This window comes from Arthrobacter agilis, assembly GCF_030816075.1.
GTDB classification, from domain to species: Bacteria; Actinomycetota; Actinomycetes; order Actinomycetales; family Micrococcaceae; genus Arthrobacter_D; species Arthrobacter_D agilis_E.
Genome location: NZ_JAUSXO010000001.1, coordinates 2,953,062 through 2,975,066, shown reverse-complemented (window position 1 = coordinate 2,975,066; position 22,005 = coordinate 2,953,062). Strand labels below are relative to the sequence as shown.

Here is a 22,005-nt window from a genome sequence, read left to right as displayed (position 1 = left end):
GCCGTCCCTGAAAAGCTTCCGACCGGGCCGTTCCTTCCGCGTCAGGCGGGTGCGATGTGCCGTGCGGGAACGGGGCTCGAGTACACCACGCTGGTGGTGATGCCGCCGAGGGTGGCGAGGCGACCGGTGATGCGCTCGAGGTCCCGCATCGAGCGGGCGAGGACCTTGATGATGAAGCAGTCCGCGCCGGTGACGTGATGTGCCTCGATGACCTCGGGCATCGAGGCGACGAGCTCGTGGAACGGCTTGTAGTTGCCGGTCGGGTAGGCCAGCCGCACGAACGCCGTCACGGCATACCCGAGGGCCTCCGGGTCCACGGTGATCGAGTACCCGGTGATGACCCCACCCTCGGTGAGCCGGCGGAGGCGATCACTGGTCGCGCTCGGCGAGAGGTTGATGGCCCGCCCCAGTTGCGCAACGCTCGTCCGCCCGTCCTGCTGCAGATGGTGGATGATCGCCTGATCGGTCGTATCGAGGTCTAATCGTGGATTCGATGGCATAGCGGCGAATGTACCGTGGGATTCCACCTGTCAGCGCACGAAGACGGTCGAAGTGCTGTTCCGGGGAAGCGCGGGAGACGATTCGATGGAGGCATGACCACCTCACTGTCCGCTGCCGACTTCTTCGCTGCGAAGCTCGCCTATGAGACCGACCCTGCGGACCTCGCTGCCGAGCGCGCGTCCGGCGGTGGTCCGATCGTGATCGATACCCGCTCGGCCGCCTCGTGGAGCCAGGGCCGCATCCCTGGTGCCATCCATCTCCCGAACGCAGAGCTCGAGGCGCGCATCGCCGATGTCGCTCCCTGTCCGGATACCGCGATCGTCGTGTACTGCTGGGGGCCGGGCTGCAACGGCAGTACCCGCGGTGCGCTGATCCTGGCGTCGTCGGGCTATACGAACGTGCGCGAGCTGATCGGTGGATTCGAGTACTGGTCCCGAGAAGGGTTCGCCACGGTTCGGGATGGAGGGCGTGAGCGTCGTGCACCGGATCCCCTGACAGCGCCCCATCGGGTCTGACCGCTGCCGGCCCGTGGGCGTCGACCGTTCACGTCCTGCTGCATCCGTCAGAACTCGCCCGCGATCTGACGCAGGGCGGCGAGATGATGCTGCCACACGCTTTCTCCCTCCTTCGTCGCCTTCAGCCAGGTCCGCGGGCGCTTCCCGATGAATCCTTTGCGGACCCTGACGTAGCCGGCCGACTCGAGGGCCGTCACCTGTTTGCTGAGGACGGAGTCCGACACCTGCAGATGATCACGCAGGGTGGCGAAATCGATCTCGTCGGTCTGCGCGAGGACCGCCATCAGCGAGAACCTGACGGGATGGCCCAGGGTGGGGTCGAGGTGGTGGCGGGGATGGGCGGGGGTGTCCTGCGCGCTCATCTCCGTGCCTCGTACCAGGCGCCCGCCGTGGTGGCGAGGGTGAGCAGTGCCGCCATGATGCCGGCGAACCACAGCTCCCCCTGGAAGAAGGTTCCGCCGACGAGCATCGCGATGGACCAGAGCACCGCCCAGGCGCCGATGTACAGGCCCCACCGCGCACCGAAACCACGCTTGCTGGTGCGGCTGAAGACCAGGCCCATCGTGGAGAAGGTGATGATCCAGACCATCATCGTCACGATCGGCAGGACCATGGGGGTGCCCGGCACCCGGGCCGCGAGGGTGAGGGCGATGATCCCCATCGAGGAGATGGCTCCGAGCCCGAGGAGGGTCGCGATGTGGGGCCAGCCCGCGCCGGTGCGGACGCTGGCCGTGATCTGGTCCGCCTGCTGCAGGAGCGCCTGGGCCCTGCCTGCATCGAGACCGTGGGTGTTCGTGGTGTCACTCATGACGTTTGCCTTCCGTGGTAGCCGATGCTCAATACTCGCAAGTACTTTCCAAAACGGCAAGCACTTTCTTGAATGAGTCGAGGCGGCCCTGCCGGACAGGTCGTCGTGGGAGGCCGGTCGTCGTCCGGCCCTACCGGGGCGTGGTCATCCGCTGGGCCAGGTTGTCCAGGCCGGAACGGATCATCTTCCCGTAGCCGTCATCCTGAAGGGCCTCCGTAGCGGCCTGTCCTCGCTCCAGATGGGCCTGCGCGAGGTCCGTCCTGTCCTGACGGTGATATCCGTCGGCGAGATTGAGATGCAACGATGGCCGGAGGCTGCGTGCCGAGGGGATCCCCAGTGCCGCGAGATCGTCCTCCGCCAGGAACGCATGCTCTTCGAGGGCCTTCTCGTCCCAGGCAACCTCCTTGCCGATCTCCGTCTCCGTATCCGCGAGATAGTGGGCGAGCACGCACCGGTGAGCGTGATCTGCGGGTTCGGTGGCGTCCCAGCACTCCATGAGGAGTTCGCGTCCGCGGTCCTTGTCGCCGCCCTGCGACACCCCCACGGCAGCTGTGATCCTGTCCCAGTCGGTCATACTCTGCCTTCCGCCATCAACGTCGTCGCCCATCCGATCAGGCTAACCGCCATGGCATCCCCGCCGGTCACCGGCGCTGCAGGACCGACCGTCTACGGTGGGAGGACACCACCCGGGAGGACGAATGCACAGCACCAGCACCCAGCAGGCGGACGCCGTCGAGCGCGGCGACCTGCCTGGCCTCGACCGGGTACGGGACGACGTCTGGGCCCTCGCGCAACCCATGCCCGGCGGTCACCTCGCCTACTCCTTCACCTATCTGCTGCGGGGCACGGACGGCGGCGTCCACGTCATCGACCCCGGCTGGGACTCGGCGGCGAACTGGGACCGGCTGGTCGCGGCGCTCGCGGAGATCGCCCCCGGCGCATCGGGGGCCGACGCCGTCACCGGCATCACGGGCACGCACCTGCATCCGGACCACGTGGGCATGGCCGCCCGCCTCCGGGCCGCGTCGGGAGCGCCGCTGGCGATGCACGCGGTGGAGCGCCGGGCGCTCGAGCGGCACAGCGCCCGCCGCTTCGACCCCGACGAGGGCCTCCGCCGCCTGGCGGACTGGGGCGTCCCGGAGGTGCGCCGCGGGGAACTGGCCCAGTACGTGGACCGGTCCCCGGAAGGACTGGTGCTCGCCGTCGACCGCGCGCTCGACGACGGGGAGCTCCTGCCCGTCGCCGGCTTCCGGGTCTCCGTGCTGTCCACGCCCGGCCACACCGCCGGCCACCTCTGCCTGCGCGACGACGACCGGGGCCTGCTCTACACCGGGGACCATGTGCTGCCGACCGTTTTCCCGGGCCTCGGGCTCGGGGGTGCGACGCCGTCCAACCCCCTGGCCGACTACCTCGCGTCCATCGAGCGCCTCGTCCCCTACAGCCGGTACGAGGCCGCCCCCGGGCACGGCTACCGCTTCTCGGGGCTCGGGGAGCGGGCCGCCGAATGCGCCGACCACCAGCTGAAGCGGGCCAGGGAGGTGGCTGCCGTCCTCGAGGAGGAAGGCGGGAACCCGGGCCCCTCCGTCTGGGCCATCGCCTCGCGCCTGACCTGGACCGCAGGATGGGACGGCCTGCACGGATTCCAGCTGCTCTCCGCGCTGTCCCAGACCGCGATGCACCGGGACTTCGTCCGCAGGCACGGCCTGCCCTGAGCTTCGAAATCTTCGAACTTTTCTCCTGAATCCCTCCCCGGGTGCCCTCGGCATCTATACGCTTCGTCCATGGAGGCAGCAGCAGACAGGGACGCGACGGAATTCGACCACGCCATCGAGGTGCTGGAGGAGCAGACGAGCGTGCTGTGGCGCCGGGAACGGACCACCTCCCACGCCCTCGCCAAGAACGTGCACCCGGAGATGGAGCCGGCGGCCTACGGGATCCTGACCCTCCTGCAGCGGGAGGGATCCCTGCGGGCCACCGATATCGCGACGAGCATCGGGGTGGGCAAGCCATCGGTGAGCCGGCAGCTCGCCGGGCTGGAGCGCCTCGGCCTGGTCAGCCGTCAGCTCGACCCGTCGGACGCCCGTTCACAGCGCGTCCTGCTGACGGCGCGGGGCCGGCAGCAGTTGGCCGCCGCCCAGGCAGGCCGGCGTACCGCCTTCACCACGCTGATGCGCAGCTGGGACCCCGAGGACGTCGAGACGCTCGGGCTGTTGATCGCCCGCCTCAACAGCACCTACAAGAAGGACACCTGGTAGCGGATCAGTCCTCGCTCCACCCCTCGCCCTCGCGGAAGGTTCCGACGCGCCGGCCGGAGCCGGCGTCAAGGGAGTCGCTGGGGTCCTCGAACAGCTCCCCGGCGTCCGCCTTGCTGTGGAGGAGGAGCTGCTCGGCCTCGGACCGCGCATCCTCGATCGTCCCGGCCGCGATCCGGCTGCGCGCCGGCAGCGTGTCGAGGTGGACCACCCGGGCGGCGGCATCGCTCACGGGGGCCGAGCCGTCCCCGGCATCGGACAGCGGGACCTCCGCTCCGCCGCTCTCCGCAGGGACGACGTACTCCAGGAAATAAGCCATGCCCCACAGTCGCACCGCGCTCCGTGCCGTTGCCAGCAGGGCCGCCGTCGTGCGCCCGCTTGCCTGGCCTCCCCCCGGCTGGTACAGCCACGCGGCGCCCGCGTGGCCGCGTCAAATCGACGGCCGGACCGTAGCGCGGATGCATCGGCTGCTCTGCAGTGCCTAGATTGGAACCATGGCCGACACCACGCTGCATGAAGAAGACGCCCCTGTGGCGCCCACGCCCCTCGAGCAACTCGCCGAGGCCCACCGGGTGGGCACCACCTTCAAGGGATGGGACGGCCGGCCGGCGCGGGTCTCGCCGGAGACGCTCATCACCGTCCTCGCCGCGCTCGGTGTCGATGCGTCGTCCGACGCCGCCATCGCCCGGGCGCTGACCGACGTCGAGGAGGGCCCGTGGCGCTCGGTGCTCCCGTCCTCCGTCGTCGTGCGCCAGAGCGACGCGGAACCCGTGATGCTGCACGTACCGGCGGGTGCAGACCTGGAGTTCTGGGCCGTCGACGAGGACGGCGTCCGCTACACCGGCACGGCCGGCGAGGCCATCGGCACGCGGACGGTCGACGGACAGGAGGTCGAACGGCGCGAAGGCACGCTGCCGCACGCCCTCCCGCTCGGCTGGCACACGCTCCACGCCCGCGTGGACGGACAGGAGGCGTCCTGCACCTTCGTGGTCACACCGGACCGGCTGAGCACGACGGCGGCGCTCCGCGACCACCGCACCTGGGGACTCATGGCGCAGCTCTACTCCGTCCGCTCCTCCGAGTCGTGGGGCATCGGCGACCTCTCGGACCTCGGGCAGCTCGCCCAGGCCGCCGCGGAGCTCGGCGGGGGCTTCGTCCTGGTCAACCCCCTGCACGCCGCCGAGCCGGTGCCGCCGGTGGAACCCTCACCGTACCTGCCCACCACGCGGCGCTATTTCCACCCGCTCTACCTGCGCATCGAGGACATCCCCGAATACGCGAGGCTCGACGACGCCGTCCGGGCACGGATCGACGCACTCGCCGCCGGGTTCGCCGACGCGAACGCCGCCACCGACCTGCTCGACCGCGACACCTCCTACGCGGCCAAGCTCGAGGCGCTGGAACTCGTCTTCGCGCACCCCCGCCCGGAGCAGCGCCAGCACGACTTCGACGCGTACCGCGCCCACCAGGGGCAGGGACTGGCCGATTTCGCCCTCTGGTCGGCACTCGCGCCGAGACCTATCCTCCGGGCGCACCGGAATGGGACGGAGTCGGCCGCCCTGGTTCACCGGGAGCCCTCGAGTACGCCGAGCGCCACGCGGCCCGGATCGAGTTCCACGAGTGGCTGCAGTGGCTCCTCGACGAGCAGTTGCAGGAGGCCCAGCTGGAGGCCACCGGTGCGGGGATGCGCATCGGGGTGGTGCACGACCTCGCTGTGGGTGTCCACCCCAGCGGTGCGGACGCGTGGGCGCTGCAGGACGTCCTCGCCTCGGGCATCAGCGTGGGTGCGCCACCGGACATGTTCAACCAGCACGGCCAGGACTGGAGCCAGCCGCCGTGGCACCCGGACCGCCTCGCCGCCTCCGGGTACGCGGCCTTCCGCGACATGCTCCGCAACATCCTCCGGCACGCGGGCGGCATTCGGGTGGACCACATCCTGGGCCTGTTCCGCCTGTGGTGGATCCCGCAGGGTGCGGCACCCGGGGCGGGCGCGTACGTCTACTACGACCACAGGGCGCTGATCGGCATCCTGGTGCTGGAGGCCGAGCGGGCCGGAGCGGTCGTGGTGGGCGAGGACCTCGGTGTCTTCGAGCCGGGCGTGCAGGAGTACCTGGGCGAGCGCGGGGTCTTCGGCACCTCGATCCTCTGGTTCGAGCAGGACGAGGACGGCCCCCTGCCGCCCGAGGCCTACCGGGAGGGGTGCCTGACCACTGTGACGGTGCACGACCTCCCGCCGAGCGCGGGCTACCTGGCGGGCGAGCACGTGGTGCTGCGCGAGAGGCTCGGCCTGCTCAGCCGCCCGGTCGCGGAGGAGCAGGCCGAGGACCGTGCCGTCCAGGAGAAGTTCCTCGCACTCCTGCGTCAGCGCGGCCTGCTCGATGCTGCGTCACCGGACGTCCAGCAGACCGTCGAGGCGCTCCATGCCTTCATCGCCCAGACCCCCTCGGTGCTGCTCGGTGTCGCGCTCGCCGACGCCGTCGGGGAACGCCGCACCCAGAACCAGCCCGGGACCAACGACGAGTACCCCAACTGGCGGATCCCCCTCGCGGACGCCGACGGACGGGCCGTCCTCGTCGAGGACCTGGCCGGGAACGCACGCTTCGCCTCGCTCGTCGCGTCGCTGGGTCTTCCCTCCGACGGCGGGGGACCGGCAGGGCCGATCACCTGATGGCAAGCACAATCCGACACCACGGGCCGTCCCTGCTCCGTGGTCGGATGGAGGGATGGACACGCAGGGAAGGTACGACGTCGTCATCGTCGGCGGGGGAGTGTCGGGCCTGAGCGCAGCGCTCGTCCTCGGCCGGGCCCGGCGGAACGTCGTGGTCATCGACGCGGGGACCCCGCGCAACGCACCCGCCGACGCCGCCTACGGATTCGTCACGAGGGACGGCACGGCGCCCGGGCAGCTCGTCGCGCTGGCACGGCAGGACCTCGCACCGTACGGTGTGGAGTTCCTCGATGCCGGTGCCGAGACGGCCCGGGAGGTCACGGAGGGGTGGTCGGTCACGACCGCCGACGGTCGGTCGGTCGAGGGGCGGCACCTCGTGCTGGCCACCGGTCTCCGTGACGTCCTGCCGGCGGTCCCGGGGGCGCGGGAGGCCTGGGGGCGTGGCCTGCTGCAGTGCCCGTACTGCCATGGCTGGGAGGTGAGGGACCAGCCCCTCGGTGTGCTGGGCTCCTCGCCGGCGTCCCTCGACCAGGCGCTGCTGGTACGGCAATGGTCGCCCGACGTGACCTTCTTCCCGCACACCCTCGAACCGTTGTCGACGGACGGGGAGCGACGCCTGCGGGCCCGTGGCGTGCGGATCGCCGAGGGACGTGTCGAGGGCCTCGTCCTGGAGGACGGGGACGACGACGCCCCCCGGGCCCTGCGGGGCGTCCGGCTGGAGGACGGCACCGTGCAGCCGTGTACGGCGGTGTTCTGCGAGCCCGCCGCCGACGCCGCCCTGCCCCTGATCGACGACCTCGGGTGCGAGATGCGCGACGACGGATGCGTGGCCACGAACGACATCGGACGGACCTCGGTGGACGGCGTGTGGGCCGTCGGGAACGCGGCGGACCCCGCGGCGCAACTGGTGCCGGCTGCGGGCGACGCCTACCGCGTCGCCGTGGCCGTCAACGCCATGCTCGTCCAGGCCGACTGCGCGGCGTGCCTCGACGCGGAGGAAGCGGTGAGCGGGGGCATCTGAGAGGGAAGAAGGGGAGGCCGGCGCGAGCCGGCCTCCCCTTCTTCCGTCCCTGGCCTATCCCTTCAGGTCGGGACGGGTGTCCTCGTCCTGGTCCTCGAAGGGCGTGTCCTCCACATGGCGTGGATCGCCACCGCTCGGGCCCGTCGTGCCGCTCGGGCCCGTCGTACCGGTCGTACCGGTCGTACCTGTGGTTCCCGTGTCCATGGCGGTGACGACCGGCGGTACGTCCAGGGGCAGGTCCCCGCTCGCGCCGATGTCCTTCCCGGGGGTGCCCGGGTCCTTCGCGCCGTCGTCGGTGCCCGAGCCGCCCTTCTTCAGCACGCCCTTGAGGGAGTCCTGCACCGCGGGCGCCTTGCTCTTGAGGGTGTCCGTGGTGGAGGAGACCTTCTCCTGCACCTTCGGGTCGTTCCACAGCTTCTGTGCCTTCGACCGGAGCTGGTCGTAGCTCTCCCGGCCGGCCCGCGTTCCGAGGACGTAGCCGGCGGCCATTCCCGCCGCGAAAACAAGTTTGTTCTTCATGCTCTTCTCCCTTCGGTGGACTGCGTTGCCTTCGAATCTAGACCACCGCACGGGCGGGAGCGAGGACGGATTTCCGAGTGCGCGGCTCCAGGAGGTCACGAGGGCGTCCCGGGATGGACGGCCCGCATGTCGGTGCCGCGCGCTACCCTGCCCACGGGATCCGGACCGACAGGAGAGGCATCATGCCCGAGGGCGACAGCGTCTTCCGTCTGGCCGTGCGCCTGCGGCGATCCCTCGACGGCCGGACCCTGCGGCGGGGGGACCTGCGTGTGGCCGCGCATGCGACGGACGCCCTCGACGGACAGCGGGTGGTGGAGCACGCCACGCACGGGAAGCACCTGCTGACCCGGTTCGACGGCGGGCTGACGCTGCACACGCACCTGCGGATGCAGGGGTCCTGGACGGTCACGGCGCCGGGCAGGAGGCTGCCCCGCAGACTGCTGCCGGACGTGCGCGTGATCCTCGAGGCGGCGGACGGCCCGACGGCGTACGGGCTCGATCTCCCCGTCGTCGACCTGCTGCCCACGCGTGCCGAGGACGACGTCGTCGGGCACCTCGGACCGGACCCGCTCCGCGACGACTGGTCGGCCGAGGAAGCGGTCCGCCGCCTGCAGCGCTCCCCGGGCGAACGGGTGGCCGCAGCCCTGCTCGATCAGCGCAACGTCGCGGGTTTCGGCAACCTCTGGGCGAACGAACTCTGCTTCCTCCGCGGCGTCCACCCGGACACGGCCGTGGCCGACGTCGACGTCCCCGCCCTCGTGGCCCTCGGTGCCCGCTGCCTCCGCTTCTCCGCCACGCAGCCCGGCGCGCACCAGGTCACCACGGGCAACACCCGCAAGGGGGAGCAGCACTGGGTGGCCGGCAGGGCCGGGAAGGCCTGCCTGCGGTGCGGAACGGCCGTGCTCGTCCGGGCCGAGGTGCCCGGTGACCCGGGCCGCCGTCGTACCTGGTGGTGTCCGCACTGCCAGCCGATCGTCTCCGGCTGATGGAGCCGCAGGCCGACAGGGTGTCGGCGGTTTCGGCCTGGCACAGGTATACGTCGAAATTCATAGCTGGCTAGAGCGGTGTACTACCGCCGTAAGAGGACCGAGCGACTGTAGACAGGTTGTTGGCCGCACAACAATCCGTCGGTACAGAAAAACAGCATGGTGGGAGCTGGACGCGTGAGCATAAAGGCGCCCAAAGATACACTGCCCTCGCTTTCAACTACCCCTCCTACGGGGCAGATACAGAGCCCGGAGTACGTGGATACAGGGCTACCGCTTGAGCGCTCTTGAACCCTCTACAGGTTGCAGTACATAAGTTGCAGACAAACCCTATTAGGGCACGCGTTCCGGGACGAAGAACCCATGGTGTGACGAAGGCAATGTGACTTCCATGACCATCGGCATCGCGTGCATTGCCACCGTTGGTCCCGCGGGACCATAAAGGTGTCGTGTCCCCAGTGTCACGAAGTCAGCAGCGGTGGCATCAGACGGCGGCGACTTCTTCCAGCGTGATGATGAGGTCCGCCCGCTTCCTGGTGGTACGGATGACTCGTCCGTTTGGCTCGTCGACTTCCTGCACCCACTTCGCGGCAGCAACAGGAGTTTTCCCGAAGCGGACGTGGCGGGCGATCAGGCGTTCCACCCGGAGCTCGTCGTTCTGCTCGCAGTACCAAATCTCCGTGCACTGCTCCCGCACCTCACGCCAGCCCGACTCGTCCAGCAGGAGGTAATTGCCCTCGGTGAGGATCGTGCCCGCTGATGGATAGACCGGGATGGCCCCTGCTATGGGTTGCTCGATAGTCCGTTCAAACCCTGGTGGCGTAGACGACGGTGTCGCGCGGTTCTCGTAGCCGCCGCAGGAGTGCCGCGTATCCGTGGGCGTCGAAGGTATCGGGCGCGCCCTTCCGATCGAGCCGGCCCAATCGGGTCAACTCGACATCGGCAAGGTGGTATCCGTCCATCGGCACATGGGCGTGGCGCTGGCCTGCGGGTTCTTCCTCCGCCGCGTTGAGGCGCTTCATGAGCTGCTCGACCAGGGTCGTCTTCCCAGCGCCGGGCGCGCCCACCACCCCGATGATGACAGGTCCGGTGTGCTCCTTTTCGAGGCCCGCGATCCGTTGGAGGAGGTCCTCCAATTTCACCGGTTTACCTGGTTAGCGTGCAGCTGGTTCTCCATGAAGGTCCGTGCATGGACGGCGAGGTCCTCGCTGTCGGTCCAGAGGTTCCGCCAGACAGCGAGGTCATTGGACAGGCCTCGGGCGACGACGGCGGAGGAAAAGCTTTCGAAGGTGATGGGGCCCGTGTAGTTGATGCCGGCTAGGGCGTGGAAGAACGACGTGAAGTCGAGGTGGCCCGAGCCGAGGTATCCGCGGTGGTTCTCGCCGATGTGCACGTAGCCGAGCCGGTCTCCTACTTCGTAGACCGGGGTCACGAGATCATTTTCCTCGATATTCATGTGGTAAGTGTCGAGGTGGATCAGCACGTTATCCGCGCCGATGTCGTCGGCCAGGCGCAGTGCGTCGTGAGCGGTGTTGATGACGTTGGTCTCGTAGCGGTTGCAGATTTCCAGTCCGAGGGTCATGGAGCGGGACTTCGCCTCGGCGGCGAGATCCTTGAGGACCTTCACCACGTTGTTCCTGCCCGCGGTTGTCATGGGCGCCCCGTACTTCCCAAGTGCACTGAAAAGCGCGCCTGTGAAATGGGTGCCGCCGAGTTCGTGGGTGATCTGCAGGGAGTCCTGCAGCAGCTTCGCTCCGCGGTCGACGGTCGCTGCATCATCGCTGGAGACGTCCGCGTCGAAGGCGAGGCCGCGTGAGCAGACGACGCCGAGGTTGTTGTCGGTGAGGAGCTTCCTAGCGTGGTCGACGTCGAGGTTGAGGGAGTCATGAAGGGAGAACTCGACGAGATCGTAGCCGGCGGCGGCGGTGCGGGTGATGACTGTCTCGACGGACTCGCGAGAGGTGTCTCCTGCCCAGACGAGGGCATGGACACCGAGGGGGTTTGTGGTCGTCATTTGCTGTTTTTCCTTTGTTCTACTGCTCGCGGGAGCCGGTGATGAGTGCGACGATCTCGTCGCCTGTGGTTTCGTTGGTGCGTCGGCCAGCTACGCAGCGCCCGGCACGCATGACCCAGACCTGATCGCTGAGCCGCATGACCTGGCTGAAGTTGTGGCTGATCAGGAGGACCGGGTGTCCATCGTCACGAAGCTTGAGGATGAGCTCCTCGACTTTCGCCGTCTCCTGCACGCCGAGGGCCGCGGTTGGCTCGTCCATGATGACGAGCTTGGAGCTGAAGCCGGCGGCACGGCAGATCGATACGGCCTGCCGTTGGCCGCCAGACAAGCGCCGGACCTTGGACTTCACAGCAGGCACGTTCACGGCGAGAGTGGACACCATACGGTCGGCCTCGTCGCGCATCGCTTTGCGATCCAGAAAGCGAATCGGGCCGATACCGCGAGTCAGTTCGCGGTTGAGGAAGAGGTTTTGCCAGACGGTCAGATCGTCGACGAGGGCGAGGTTCTGGTGCACCGTTTCGATACCCTTTTCCCGGGCCTCCTCCGGGTTCCGGAAGTGCGTGTCCTCGCCGTCGAACTGGATGGAACCCGACTGAGGTCGATGGATGCCCGAGATGCAGCGGACGAGCGTCGACTTGCCGGCGCCGTTGTCGCCGACGATCGCCGTGATCTCGCCCGGAGCGAGGGTGAGGCTGACGTTCTGCAACGCCTTGACGTTCCCGAAGGACAGTGAGACACCGCGGACGTCGACGATGGGTTGGGTGATCGTAGTGGTCATTTCTGGAACCTCGAGAGTAGGGCGGCGAGGATGACGACGATGCCGACGGCCAGGGGCTGGTAGAACTGCGACACGTTCATCAGAGTGAGTCCGTTGGTGAGCACGGTGAGAAGCAGTGCGCCCACGATCGGCCCAAAGATGTTTCCCTTGCCGCCGGTGAGGCTGACCCCACCCAGGACGACGGCGGCGACAGAGTTGAGCAGGAATGTGGTGTTTGCAGCCGGCTCCGAGGCGCCGACTCGCGCGATGAGCATGATCGCGGCGATGCCGGCGAGCACACCTGAGATCGTGTAGACCGCGATCTTGATGCGTGCGGTGCTGATTCCGGTGGCCTGCGCGGCTTCCTTGGACCCGCCGGTTGCAAAGAGGTGCGTGCCGAAGCGGGTTCGGAAGAGGATTACATGCGCCAGGACGGCGATAACGGCGGCGACGATGAAGGGGAATCCGAAGATCAGCAGGCCGTGCGTGGAGAAGTTGATGAGGTCGACACTGAACACGGAGATCGGTTTTCCGTCGGATAGCACCAGGGCGAGACCGGAGGCCACGGACAGGGATCCGAGGGTCACGATGAAGTCGGTGATCTTGCCCTTGGCCACGAGAATGCCGTTCAGGAGTCCGATCAGCGTGCCGGCAACGACAGCGGACAGCATGCTGACGAGCAGGCCTGCTTCCTGCGAGAACGCGATACCGAAGGCGATGACGGCCAACGTCATCGTCGATGCGACGGACAGATCGATGCCGTCACTGAGGATCACGAAGGCCTGACCGATCGTCAGGACCATGAGGATCGAGGACGCTACGAGGATCGACTGAACGTTCCCGAGCGTCAGGAACACGGGGTTCAGGACCGTGAAGACAATGACGAGCAGTACCAGCCCGATGATGGCGGCGTGGTCGGCCCAAAAACCAATACGTCGCAGGTTGGTGTACCAGGGTTCACCCTGTTGCGCCTTGGTCGGCGTACTTCTTGGGCTATCTGCTGCCGGTGGTTTTTTCCCGACCGGCGGCCGGGATGAATGTGAAACTGAGGACATGACGCCTGGCTTCCTTGCTCGGGCCCGGACTGCTACTGGGCGAACGGGTTCTCGTAGTCTTCGAACGGGGCCGGTGCAGCTTTGAGGGCGTCGGCCACGTTGTCCTTGGTGACCAGGGCGACCGGTGCCTCGACATTGTCGGGGAGCTCCTCGCCTGCAGCTGCGGCGGCGCAGGCCTGGGCGCCCATCTCGCCGATGGCGTAGGGGTACTGGGCTACCGTCGCGGTCAGTTCGCCCGACTCGACGCCGGCGAGACCTTCGGGCACGCCGTCGACACTGATGATGGAGACTTTGCCGGTGAGATTGGCGTCAGCGACAGCCCGGGCGACGCCGAGGCCCATGACGTCGTTGGCCACGAAGAATCCGGCGATATCCGGGTTGGCGCGGAGGAGATCGCCGGCTTTCGTGAGGGCGACCTGGCGGTCCCAGTCCGCCGACACTGTTTCGAGGACCTGACCCTTGGTGCCGAAGCCTTCTGTGAATCCTGTGACCCGATCGCCGCTCGTGACGTCACCTGCGATGCCGCCGATGGCGGCTACCTTCGCTCCGTCCGCAACAAGGCTCGCCATGTGTTCGCCGGCGAGGTTGCCCGCGGAGACATTGTCGGTGCCGATGTAGGTATCGGGGGTGGCGTTCGCCGACGCTGCAGCGTCGGGATCAACAGGGCTGTCGATGTTCACCACGGTCTTGCCGCTGGACTTAAGCTGCGCCACACCCTGCAGGAGGTTGTTCCCGCTGATCGGATTGATGATGAAGCAGCTGAAGTCCTGCCCTGCCAGCGATGAGAGTCGATCCGCCTGTCCGCTCGTGTCGGTGATGTCCTGGGCGGCCTGAACGGTGATGGAACTGTCCGCGGCCTTGATGCCGTCTTCCATCGACTGGAAGAACGGGTTGTCAAGGCCCTTGATGACGGCAGCGACCTTCGCTTCGCCACCTTCTGCGGCGGGAGTGGTCGCGGTGGTGCTGCAACCGGCGAGCAGGAGAGCTCCTGCCGTGGTGGCAGTGATAACGGTCAAGGTATTCCGTAGCTGTGGCATCGTCGCCCCTTCTGACTTTGAAAACCATATGTACGTTGAAGTAACGTTGGGTGTTAGCATAACTACAGGCTGTGACCCACGCAACTACCTGACTGGGTCGGGTTAATATGACGAGCAGGGTCCGCGACGAAGGGGCGAGAGTGGCCGAGAATCCGAACACACCACCGACCGCAGGAAATGCATCTGGTGGCACCGTCGAGATCCTGCAGCTCCTGCGCTCGGGCCTCGTGCTGACCAAGACCGAAGTCGCCGCGCGGACAGGCCTGTCCCGCTCCACCATCAACCAGCGCATCGATGCCCTGCTCGAGACGCGCCTGGTAATACCATCCGGCGCAGAATCCACGAAGGGCCGCCCAGCGGAGTCCTTTGCATTCAACCGCACGGGAGGACACCTGCTGGTGGCCGATATCGGCGCGACCGGTCTGCGCGTCGGTCTCTGCGATCTGTCAGGGACGATCCTGAACGAGGTAGAACTGACCATCTCCGTGACAGAAGGCCCTGACGTCGTCCTCGGCATGGTGGGAGATGAATTCGCGCGATTGCTGGTCGAGGCAGGTGCGGCACCTGACTCGGTGGTGGGCATCGGCGTCAGCGTGCCCGGCCCTGTCGACACCGCCTCGGGGCAGGTAGTGCACCCGCCCATCATGACCGGCTGGGACCAGTACGACATCCCCGGATGGTTCACCCGCAGCTACGACTGCCCCGTCGTCGTCGAGAAGGACGCCAACGCCATGGCGTTCGGGGAACAGCAGGTCTCGCACCCTGACGTCCGCCACCTCCTCATGGTGAAGGTGGGTACCGGAGTCGGTTCCGGCCTGATCTCCGACGGCCGGCTGCACCATGGCGCCGACGGTGCGGCCGGGGATATCGGCCACAACTATGTATCGAAGCCCGCCCACGTGCAGGACGAGCCCGAGTGCCGGTGCGGCAACATCGGCTGCCTCGAAGCCTATGCGGGTGGCTGGGCGATCCTGCGTGATCTGCAGGCCCTCGGAGTCGATGCCCGTTCGGTCGACGACGCCGTCCGGCTGCTGCGCAGCGGCAACCGGGATGCGGTTCGGCTGGCCCGCAATGCCAGTCAACTCCTGGGTGAGGCGATCGCGGTCACGGTCAACCTCTTCAACCCCCAGGTGGTCGTCATCGGCGGGCAGCTCGCCGCGGCGGACGACTACCTCTTCGCCGGCATCAAAAGTGCCGTGTACCGCCGGTCACTGCCACTAGCTACTCGCAGGATCCAGATCGTCGGCGCCACCCAGGGCAAGCAGGCCGGCATCATCGGACTCGCCCTACTCGTCGCACAATCCGTCTTTTCCGACCTTCCCTTGCCCATATTGCCCGCAACCACCCCTCAGAAGGTCGCCGTCTAGCGACCACAGTCGATTCACTGGCAAATGTCGGCTCCTGGCTGATCACGCCACGCGGTGCGAGGCAAACGTCTTCAGCCCACGTGAGTTAGCGCGAGGTCCGGTGGATGGCTTCCAGACCGATGCCGATGACCTCGACGACCGGCGCTCCGCCACCGGTTGATCGGGCTGCCGTGCTCACTCCGAGGGGGCGCAGACCTTCCGGGGACCTTCGCGTTGTATGTATCCGAGGCGACGACGCCCATCTTGTCGTGTATCCGTCCATCGATGGAGGACTCTTTCCCGTCGACGCCCGGACCTCGTTCGCGATGACCACACGGTAGTGCGGCTGCGGATCCCCGGCGCACGCGTCGTCGGGTGGACCTGGGTGGTGACCAGCCGGCTGGCGGAGCCGCGGACCGACAGGGCAGCAGGACCGAGGGCGGGAGTGCTGGGCATTTCGAGTGGTGTGCGCCACAATTGGTCCTGCCGCGGGTCGAGGCTCCCGCGGCGGTTGTGCTGAGGGGAACAGATGAAGCAGACATCGGGATTTACGGACACCATCGCGTCGCAGGTCGAGGAGTTCACGCCGGCCTTCGAGGCACAGATCGGCCCCGCACTCGCAGCAGTCTTCGCCCGTGAGCAGGAGGATCTGCGCCGTGCGGGGACCCCACGGGGGATCGCACGGGTGGGCGACAGACTGCCCGATACCCACCTCTACGACCGGGCCGGTCGCCGGACCAGGCTGGGCGAGGTGCTCGGCGCCGCGGCGGCCATTCTCATCTTCTACCGGGGCTCGTGGTGCCCCTACTGCAGCATCGCCCTGAAGACCTACCAGCAGGAGCTCCAGCCGGTCGTGGAGGCCTTCGGCACGCGGCTCGTCGCGATCAGTCCGCAGTCCCCGCAGGTCTCCGGGCGGGCGGCCCACGATGCCGGGCTCTACGTCACGATGTACTCGGACAGGGGCAACGCGCTGGCCGCACGCCTGGGGATCGTCACGGTTCCCAGCCAGGAGTCGGTCCGCGCGCGGGCGGCGCTCGGCGTCGACGTGGCCGCCACCAACATGGACCGTACGTCCGCGATCCCGTTCCCGACGGTGGTCGTCGCCGACGCCACCGGAACCATCCGGTTCATCGACGTCCGGGTGGACTACACCACACGGACCGAGGCACGCGACATCATCGACGCCCTCGTCGCGCTGTAGCCCGTTGCAGGGCCGGCGCGTCGCCCACCGGTCAGGCGAAGGAGACGGAGCGCAGGGTGCGCGGCGACAGCCGGTCCTGCAGCACGAGGGTGGCCGCGCCGAGCGCTGCGGCGTCGTTGCCGTTCACGGACAGGCGGACCTCCACGGGGTGGATCGCCCGCGCCATCGCCCGGTGGGCCAGGGCGTCGCTGATGATGTCCACGTAGAAGCTGCCGGCCGTCGAGAACGCGCTGCCGGCGAGGACGATGAGCTGGAGGTCGAGGAGGTTCACCATGGAGATCACCGCACTGGCCACGTACTCGGCGGAGTCCTGCATCAGCCGTAGCGCCGTCGCGTCGCCGTTCGTCGCCGCCGTCCCCAGGGCGGCGAAGTCCTCGGAGATCACGCCGGTCAGCGGGATGTCGAGCTCACCGCGTGCGGCGGCGTCGGCCGCCTGCGCGACGACGATCCTCGGGCTCGCATACAGCTCCAGGCAGCCGATGTTGCCGCAGGGGCACTGGAGCCCCCGCGCGTCGACCGTCACGTGCCCGATCTCCCCGACGTTGGAACTCACGCCCTGGTAGATGGTGCCGTCCATGACGATGCCCGAGCCGATGCCCGAGCCCATGTAGACGGAGGCGTAGTTCGCGTAGCCCTCCGTGGCGCCGAGCCAGTACTCACCGATGGCCGCCGCGGTGGCGTCGTTGTCGAACTCGCAGTGGAACCCGGTGGTGGAGGTCAGGGCGCGGCGGATGGGGAAATCGCTCCAGATCTCCAGGGAGGGCGCGTTGCGCACCGTGCCTGCGGTGCGGTCCAGGGGGCCGGGGGTGGCGATCCCCATGCCCACGATGCTGGCACGGTTGACCCCCGACTCCACGATCAGCGCCTCGATGTCCCGGGTCATCCGGCTGACCACGGTCAGGGGGGAGGTGTCGCCCGGGCCGTGGACGCGCCGTCGGCCGACCACGTGTCCTCCGAGGTCCGCGATGATGTAGGTGATGTAGTCCTGGCCGATGTGCACACCGAGTCCGAGGCGCGACGCCGGATTGAGCTCGAGGAACATGCGCGGCTTGCCGCCCGTCGACTCCCCGCGGCCGGATTCCAGGATGATGTCCTCGGTCAGCAGGGTGCGCACGAGCGTGGAGATGGTGGCCTGGGTCAGGCCTGTCTTCTCGGCGAGCTCCACACGGCTGATGGGTCCGCTGGAGCGAATGAGGTCGATGACCCTCCCCCGGGAAGACTCACGGCGGCGGGTCTTTTCGATCACGGTCAATGGTAGCCCCGGCTCCGGAAAAGTTGAAGAAGCAACCTTCTGCCCCAGAGGGCCCCCGGAACCGGCTGTCATGCCGCACCTACCGCACGTCGCCATGCCTCGGCGATCGCCCGGTGCCCCTGCGCCGTGGGGTGGACGCCGTCGGCCGCGAGGGCGGACGCCCCCGTTCGCCGGGCCAGGCCGTTGAGGGCGCCGTCCACGGGCACGATCACCGCGCCGAACTCACGCGCCAGCAGGTGCACGGCGTCGATGCGCGGATCGAGGTCCTCCCGCCACTCCACCTGCTCCTCGGTCACCGGTACCACGAACGGCTCCAGCAGGACGATCCGGACGTCCGGTGCGAGGGAACCCAGCAGGGCGCGGTAGCGGTCGGTGAACACCCCGGGATCCGAGGGGAGGCCGCTGTCGAAACGGCGCCAGGTGTCGTTGATGCCGATCATCACGGACACGACGTCGGGTCGCGCGGCGAGTACGTCGGCCTCCCACCGCCGCTCGAGGTCCTCCAGCCGGTCACCGCCGATGCCTGCATTCAGGACCCGACAGCCGGACAGCAGGTCCGTCGACGCGAGGTCACGGACATACCCGGAGCCGAGGCCGTCGGGATCCTCGCGCCTGCCGCAGTCCGTGACGCTGTCTCCCGCGAAAATCACGCACCCCTCGAACTCCATGATCCGCCTCTTCCATTAGCCACTATATTTAGTAGGTTAACTTAGTACAGACACGCACCGCGGCGATAGGCATCCATGTCCACTGCAGTACGCACCATCCGACACTTCCATGCAGGGGGCGTCAGCGTCGTCCTCGGTTGCCCGACGGCGGGCCTCCCCGAGATCCTGTACTGGGGTGCGGATCTCGGCGATCTGCGCCCGGAGGACCTCGCCTCCCTCGCCGACCTCGCCGAACCCCTGCTCGAGAACACGACGGACCGGCCGGTCCGCCTGGGTGTCCTGCCCGAGCACGGGGCGGGTTGGATGGGTACGCCCGGACTGTCCGGCCACCGCGGCGGGCACGACTGGTCGCCCCTCTTCACGGACGTGCGCCACGAGGTCCTCGGCAACCGGCTGCTGGTCCACGCCGAGGACCCGTCCACCCGGCTGGCCCTGGACTACACGTTGGAACTCCTGGACTCGGGGCTGCTCCGGGCGCAGGCGACGGTCACCAACCGGGATCCGCAGGACTACGAGCTGCAGAACCTCGTCGTCGTCCTGCCCCTGGCCCCCGAGGCGCACGAGATCCTCGATCTCGCGGGACGCTGGGCCAAGGAGCGCGTCCCGCAGCGCCACCGGGTGACGGTGGGTACCTACCGGCGCGAGGTGCGGCGCGGACGCACCGGCGCCGATTCCCCCACGGTGCTGACCGCGGGTGTCCCGGGGTTCGGATTCCGGGACGGGGAGACCTGGGGTGTCCATGTGGCCTGGAGCGGCAACCACCAGTCCTTCGTGGAACGGATGACCAGCGGACGGACCGTCATCGGGGGCGGCGAGCTCCTGCTGCCGGGCGAGGTGGTGCTCGCCGCCGGTGAGGCGTACACCTCGCCCTGGGTGTACGCCGCCTACGGCCGGGGGCTGGACGACCAGGCGGCACGGTTCCACCGGTGGCTGCGCTCCCGGCCGCAGCACCCGACGTCGGACCGTCCGGTCACGCTCAACGTCTGGGAAGCCGTGTACTTCGACCACCGCCTCGAGCCGCTGCTCGAACTGGCGGAGCGCGCCGCCCGCGTGGGCGTGGAACGGTACGTGCTCGACGACGGCTGGTTCCGCGGGCGCCGCGACGATTCCGCCGGCCTGGGGGACTGGTTCGAGGACACCGGGGTGTGGCCCGAGGGACTGCATCCCCTCGTGGACCGCGTACGGGCGCTCGGCATGCAGTTCGGGCTCTGGTTCGAGCCCGAGATGGTGAACCCGGATTCCGATCTGGCCCGCAACCACCCCGACTGGATCCTCCAGGTCCCCGGCCGCCTCCCGCTCGAGGCCCGACGGCAGCAGGTGCTCGATCTCGCCGAACCGGGGGCCTACGCCTACGTCCTCGACCGCATCTCGACCCTCGTCGCCGACTACGGCCTCGAGTACCTCAAGTGGGACCACAACCGGGACCTCGTCGACGCCGGATCCGCGACCACCGGTCGTGCCCGGGTCCACGACCAGACCCAGGCCGTGTACGCGCTCCTCGACGAGCTGAGGCGGCGCCACCCGGGGCTCGAGATCGAATCCTGTTCCTCCGGCGGCGCCCGCGTGGACCTCGGCATTCTCGAGCGGACGGACCGGGTATGGGCCAGCGACTGCATCGACCCGCTCGAGCGGCAGCAGATCCTCCGGTGGACCGCGCAGCTGCTGCCCGCCGAGCTGATCGGCAGCCACATCGGCAGCGCGGTGTCCCACACCACGGGCCGGGCATCGTCCCTGGACTTCCGGGCCGTCACGGCGATGTTCGGCCACTTCGGCATCGAGTGGAACATCAACGGGCTCGACGAGGCCGAGCTCGCCGCCGTCGCCGGGTGGGTCGCCCTCCACAAGCGGTTCCGCCCGCTCCTGCACTCGGGCACGACGGTGCGCGGTGATGCCGCGCTCCGCGAGGTGGCCGTCGCCGGGGTCGTGGCCGCGGATGCCTCGGAGGCCCTCTTCTCCCTGTCGCTCCTGGCCCGTCCGTCCACCTGGCCTCCCGGTCTCGTGAAGCTTCCGGGCCTCGACCCCGACGCCCGGTACGCCGTCGCGCACGTCGGCGGGCCGGAGCCGTCCGGTCAGCCCTTCACGGCGCCCGCCTGGCAGGGCGGGCTGGCGGTGAGTGGGCGCGTCCTCGGGTCGATGGGCATCCAGGTACCCCTGCTGCAGCCCGAGCAGGCCGTGCTCGTGCACGTACGGGCGGTGCCCTGAACCTCGTCGGTGGACGCCGTGTCCACGCCGCCCCGTGCGGGATCCGCGGTGCGAGGATGGGGACGACCGACCACCATCCGCGAGGAGCAACGCCCCGATGCAGCTGACCCTTGATCGCGTACCGTTCGACGCGCCCGACGCCGAGGCTCTCCGCAATGCCCAGCAGGCCGAACTGCACGTCCGGTACGGCAGCGAGGACCACGAGCCGGGGGAGCCGCCCACCGCGGACAACGTGCCGTTCTTCCTCGTCGCGCGGACGGCGGACGGGACCGCGGTGGGCTGCGGCGGCTTGCGGCCGCTCTCCGCCGGGGGCCTCGAGATCAAGCGCATGTTCGTGCTGCCCGCCCTCCGCGGACAGGGCATCGCGACCGCGATCCTGCGGCGCATCGAGGAGGAGGCGCGGGCCCTGGGCTGCCGTGAGCTGCTCCTCGAGACCGGCACGGAGCAGCCGGACGCCATGCGCTTCTACGAGCGCGAGGGCTACCGCCGCATCCCCAACTTCGGCTCCTACGCGGGCGGGGTGCACTCGGTCTGCTTCGCGCGCACCCTGGCCTGACCGGCGGGCGCCGTCCGGCAGTCCGGCTCAGGAGGTGATGTCGCCGACGGTGGCCCCGAGGGACGCCAGGAGCGGATCCGCGTCCGTGAAGAGCAGGAAGTCCGGTGAACCGGATCCCATGCCGACGCGGCGCCCGAGGATGCGCTGGTCGGCGTAGACGGGCAGGGCGCGGTCGCTGCCGAGGGGCGTGATGGTGCCCGGCGCGTAGCCCGTGATCTCGAGAGCCGCCTCGGGTTCCACGAGGGACGCACGGTTGACCACCAGCAGCGAGCGCAGCTTGGCCCAGTCCAGGCGCCGCGTGCCCGGGATCAGGACGAACACCGCACCGCCGCCGACCTTGGCCACCATCGTCTTGACGCCGTCGTCGCAGGTGAGGCCCTGCGCGGCGGCCGCATCGTCGAAGGTCCCGTCGTCGTCCCTGCGCACGAGCGTGATGGCCAGGCCGCGCGCCTCGGCGTCGCGTTCGGCGGGCAGGGGGCGGGTGTCGGCGCTGTCCATGGTGCCCATCGTAGGGCCGCCCCGTTCGCCCGGGCCACGGCAGGGGAAGTCGTGCCGGGGCGGAGCGATGCCGGTCTCCCGCGCCGGCAGCCCTGAGTCCGGTCATCCTGAGACCTGAGTCACATACTTACTTGACTTAGATAATAAAG

General features: G+C 68.7%; 25 protein-coding genes and 1 pseudogene. 11 read left to right on the top strand and 15 right to left on the bottom strand.

Annotated features, from left to right (window positions below; genetic code table 11):
* Positions 1–41: 41 nt before the first annotated feature.
* On the bottom strand, positions 42–500 hold the full coding sequence (locus QFZ50_RS13905; protein ID WP_307085111.1) for an Lrp/AsnC family transcriptional regulator: 459 nt from the start codon (positions 498–500) through the stop codon (positions 42–44).
* 93 nt (positions 501–593) lie between these two features.
* On the opposite strand from QFZ50_RS13905, the gene QFZ50_RS13900 reads away from it, so the two are divergent.
* Positions 594–1,016 carry a rhodanese-like domain-containing protein gene (locus QFZ50_RS13900; RefSeq protein WP_307085109.1) on the top strand — a complete coding sequence of 141 codons (423 nt, stop codon included), beginning with the start codon at positions 594–596 and terminating at the stop codon, positions 1,014–1,016.
* A gap of 47 nt (positions 1,017–1,063) precedes the next feature.
* Here QFZ50_RS13900 and QFZ50_RS13895 read toward each other — a convergent pair whose 3' ends face one another.
* From QFZ50_RS13895 to QFZ50_RS13885, 3 genes are all read right to left on the bottom strand, one after another.
* Positions 1,064–1,378, bottom strand: a complete 315-nt coding sequence (locus tag QFZ50_RS13895) for a winged helix-turn-helix domain-containing protein (RefSeq protein ID WP_307085108.1) — start codon at positions 1,376–1,378, stop codon at positions 1,064–1,066.
* Positions 1,375–1,824 (bottom strand): hypothetical protein, encoded by a 450-nt coding sequence (locus QFZ50_RS13890; RefSeq protein ID WP_307085106.1) that lies wholly within the window; start codon positions 1,822–1,824, stop codon positions 1,375–1,377. The genes QFZ50_RS13895 and QFZ50_RS13890 overlap by 4 nt, the downstream gene beginning before the upstream one ends.
* 130 nt (positions 1,825–1,954) lie before the next feature.
* Positions 1,955–2,398, bottom strand: coding sequence for a hypothetical protein (locus QFZ50_RS13885; protein WP_307085104.1), 444 nt, complete (start codon positions 2,396–2,398; stop codon positions 1,955–1,957).
* 124 nt (positions 2,399–2,522) lie between these two features.
* Between QFZ50_RS13885 and QFZ50_RS13880 the strand changes: the two genes are divergently transcribed.
* Both QFZ50_RS13880 and QFZ50_RS13875 read left to right on the top strand, forming a co-directional pair.
* Positions 2,523–3,536: an MBL fold metallo-hydrolase gene (locus QFZ50_RS13880; protein ID WP_307085103.1), complete on the top strand. Its 1,014-nt coding sequence runs from the start codon at positions 2,523–2,525 to the stop codon at positions 3,534–3,536.
* A gap of 69 nt (positions 3,537–3,605) precedes the next feature.
* Positions 3,606–4,079, top strand: coding sequence for a MarR family winged helix-turn-helix transcriptional regulator (locus tag QFZ50_RS13875; RefSeq protein WP_307085101.1), 474 nt, complete (start codon positions 3,606–3,608; stop codon positions 4,077–4,079).
* A gap of 4 nt (positions 4,080–4,083) precedes the next feature.
* On the opposite strand, the gene QFZ50_RS13870 is transcribed toward QFZ50_RS13875, so the two are convergent.
* Positions 4,084–4,395 (bottom strand): hypothetical protein, encoded by a 312-nt coding sequence (locus QFZ50_RS13870; RefSeq protein WP_307085099.1) that lies wholly within the window; start codon positions 4,393–4,395, stop codon positions 4,084–4,086.
* 175 nt (positions 4,396–4,570) lie between these two features.
* Here QFZ50_RS13870 and QFZ50_RS13865 point away from each other — a divergent pair.
* The 3 genes and pseudogenes from QFZ50_RS13865 to QFZ50_RS13855 all read left to right on the top strand — a co-directional run.
* A pseudogene (locus QFZ50_RS13865) lies at positions 4,571–5,527 on the top strand (4-alpha-glucanotransferase); the annotation flags it as partial.
* Between the two features lie 44 nt (positions 5,528–5,571).
* Positions 5,572–6,744, top strand: coding sequence for a 4-alpha-glucanotransferase (gene malQ / locus QFZ50_RS13860; protein WP_307086825.1), 1,173 nt, complete (start codon positions 5,572–5,574; stop codon positions 6,742–6,744).
* A 55-nt stretch (positions 6,745–6,799) separates the two neighbouring features.
* Positions 6,800–7,765, top strand: coding sequence for an NAD(P)/FAD-dependent oxidoreductase (locus QFZ50_RS13855; protein ID WP_307085096.1), 966 nt, complete (start codon positions 6,800–6,802; stop codon positions 7,763–7,765).
* 54 nt (positions 7,766–7,819) lie between these two features.
* Here QFZ50_RS13855 and QFZ50_RS13850 read toward each other — a convergent pair whose 3' ends face one another.
* Entirely contained in the window at positions 7,820–8,284 is a 465-nt protein-coding gene (locus QFZ50_RS13850) for a hypothetical protein (protein ID WP_307085094.1), read from the bottom strand.
* 182 nt (positions 8,285–8,466) lie between these two features.
* On the opposite strand from QFZ50_RS13850, the gene QFZ50_RS13845 reads away from it, so the two are divergent.
* Complete coding sequence (locus tag QFZ50_RS13845; RefSeq protein ID WP_307085092.1) at positions 8,467–9,270, top strand: DNA-formamidopyrimidine glycosylase family protein; 804 nt, start codon at positions 8,467–8,469, stop codon at positions 9,268–9,270.
* 484 nt (positions 9,271–9,754) lie between these two features.
* Here the strand turns inward: QFZ50_RS13845 and QFZ50_RS13840 are convergent, their stop codons facing one another.
* The 6 genes from QFZ50_RS13840 to QFZ50_RS13815 all read right to left on the bottom strand — a co-directional run bounded on the left by QFZ50_RS13840 (position 9,755) and on the right by QFZ50_RS13815 (position 14,112).
* On the bottom strand, positions 9,755–9,913 hold the full coding sequence (locus QFZ50_RS13840; protein WP_307085090.1) for a hypothetical protein: 159 nt from the start codon (positions 9,911–9,913) through the stop codon (positions 9,755–9,757).
* A 163-nt stretch (positions 9,914–10,076) separates the two neighbouring features.
* Positions 10,077–10,406, bottom strand: coding sequence for a hypothetical protein (locus tag QFZ50_RS13835; protein ID WP_307085088.1), 330 nt, complete (start codon positions 10,404–10,406; stop codon positions 10,077–10,079).
* Positions 10,407–10,408: 2 nt separating this feature from the next.
* Positions 10,409–11,284, bottom strand: coding sequence for a sugar phosphate isomerase/epimerase family protein (locus QFZ50_RS13830; RefSeq protein ID WP_307085087.1), 876 nt, complete (start codon positions 11,282–11,284; stop codon positions 10,409–10,411).
* A 19-nt stretch (positions 11,285–11,303) separates the two neighbouring features.
* On the bottom strand, positions 11,304–12,062 hold the full coding sequence (locus tag QFZ50_RS13825; RefSeq protein WP_307085086.1) for an ATP-binding cassette domain-containing protein: 759 nt from the start codon (positions 12,060–12,062) through the stop codon (positions 11,304–11,306).
* A complete protein-coding gene (locus QFZ50_RS13820) occupies positions 12,059–13,096 on the bottom strand; it encodes an ABC transporter permease (protein ID WP_307085085.1) in 1,038 nt (345 codons plus the stop codon). Before QFZ50_RS13820 ends, QFZ50_RS13825 begins: the two co-directional genes overlap by 4 nt.
* A gap of 32 nt (positions 13,097–13,128) precedes the next feature.
* Positions 13,129–14,112, bottom strand: coding sequence for a substrate-binding domain-containing protein (locus tag QFZ50_RS13815; protein ID WP_307085083.1), 984 nt, complete (start codon positions 14,110–14,112; stop codon positions 13,129–13,131).
* Positions 14,113–14,273: 161 nt separating this feature from the next.
* On the opposite strand from QFZ50_RS13815, the gene QFZ50_RS13810 reads away from it, so the two are divergent.
* Positions 14,274–15,500 (top strand): ROK family transcriptional regulator, encoded by a 1,227-nt coding sequence (locus tag QFZ50_RS13810; RefSeq protein ID WP_307085081.1) that lies wholly within the window; start codon positions 14,274–14,276, stop codon positions 15,498–15,500.
* Positions 15,501–16,008: 508 nt separating this feature from the next.
* Entirely contained in the window at positions 16,009–16,680 is a 672-nt protein-coding gene (locus QFZ50_RS13805) for a peroxiredoxin-like family protein (protein WP_307085080.1), read from the top strand.
* Between the two features lie 31 nt (positions 16,681–16,711).
* Here QFZ50_RS13805 and QFZ50_RS13800 read toward each other — a convergent pair whose 3' ends face one another.
* Together QFZ50_RS13800 and QFZ50_RS13795 are read right to left on the bottom strand one after the other, a co-directional pair.
* Complete coding sequence (locus QFZ50_RS13800) at positions 16,712–17,926, bottom strand: ROK family transcriptional regulator (protein ID WP_307085078.1); 1,215 nt, start codon at positions 17,924–17,926, stop codon at positions 16,712–16,714.
* Between the two features lie 74 nt (positions 17,927–18,000).
* Positions 18,001–18,600, bottom strand: a complete 600-nt coding sequence (locus QFZ50_RS13795) for an SGNH/GDSL hydrolase family protein (protein WP_307085076.1) — start codon at positions 18,598–18,600, stop codon at positions 18,001–18,003.
* Positions 18,601–18,675: 75 nt separating this feature from the next.
* Here QFZ50_RS13795 and QFZ50_RS13790 point away from each other — a divergent pair, with 75 nt between their 5' ends.
* Both QFZ50_RS13790 and QFZ50_RS13785 read left to right on the top strand, forming a co-directional pair.
* Complete coding sequence (locus QFZ50_RS13790; protein WP_307085075.1) at positions 18,676–20,802, top strand: alpha-galactosidase; 2,127 nt, start codon at positions 18,676–18,678, stop codon at positions 20,800–20,802.
* Positions 20,803–20,899: 97 nt separating this feature from the next.
* Positions 20,900–21,358: a GNAT family N-acetyltransferase gene (locus QFZ50_RS13785; protein WP_307085073.1), complete on the top strand. Its 459-nt coding sequence runs from the start codon at positions 20,900–20,902 to the stop codon at positions 21,356–21,358.
* A 27-nt stretch (positions 21,359–21,385) separates the two neighbouring features.
* On the opposite strand, the gene QFZ50_RS13780 is transcribed toward QFZ50_RS13785, so the two are convergent.
* The gene (locus tag QFZ50_RS13780; RefSeq protein ID WP_307085071.1) at positions 21,386–21,856 is read right to left on the bottom strand and encodes an aminoacyl-tRNA deacylase; all 471 of its coding nucleotides are present in this window, start codon (positions 21,854–21,856) and stop codon (positions 21,386–21,388) included.
* Between the last annotated feature and the right edge of the window lie 149 nt (positions 21,857–22,005).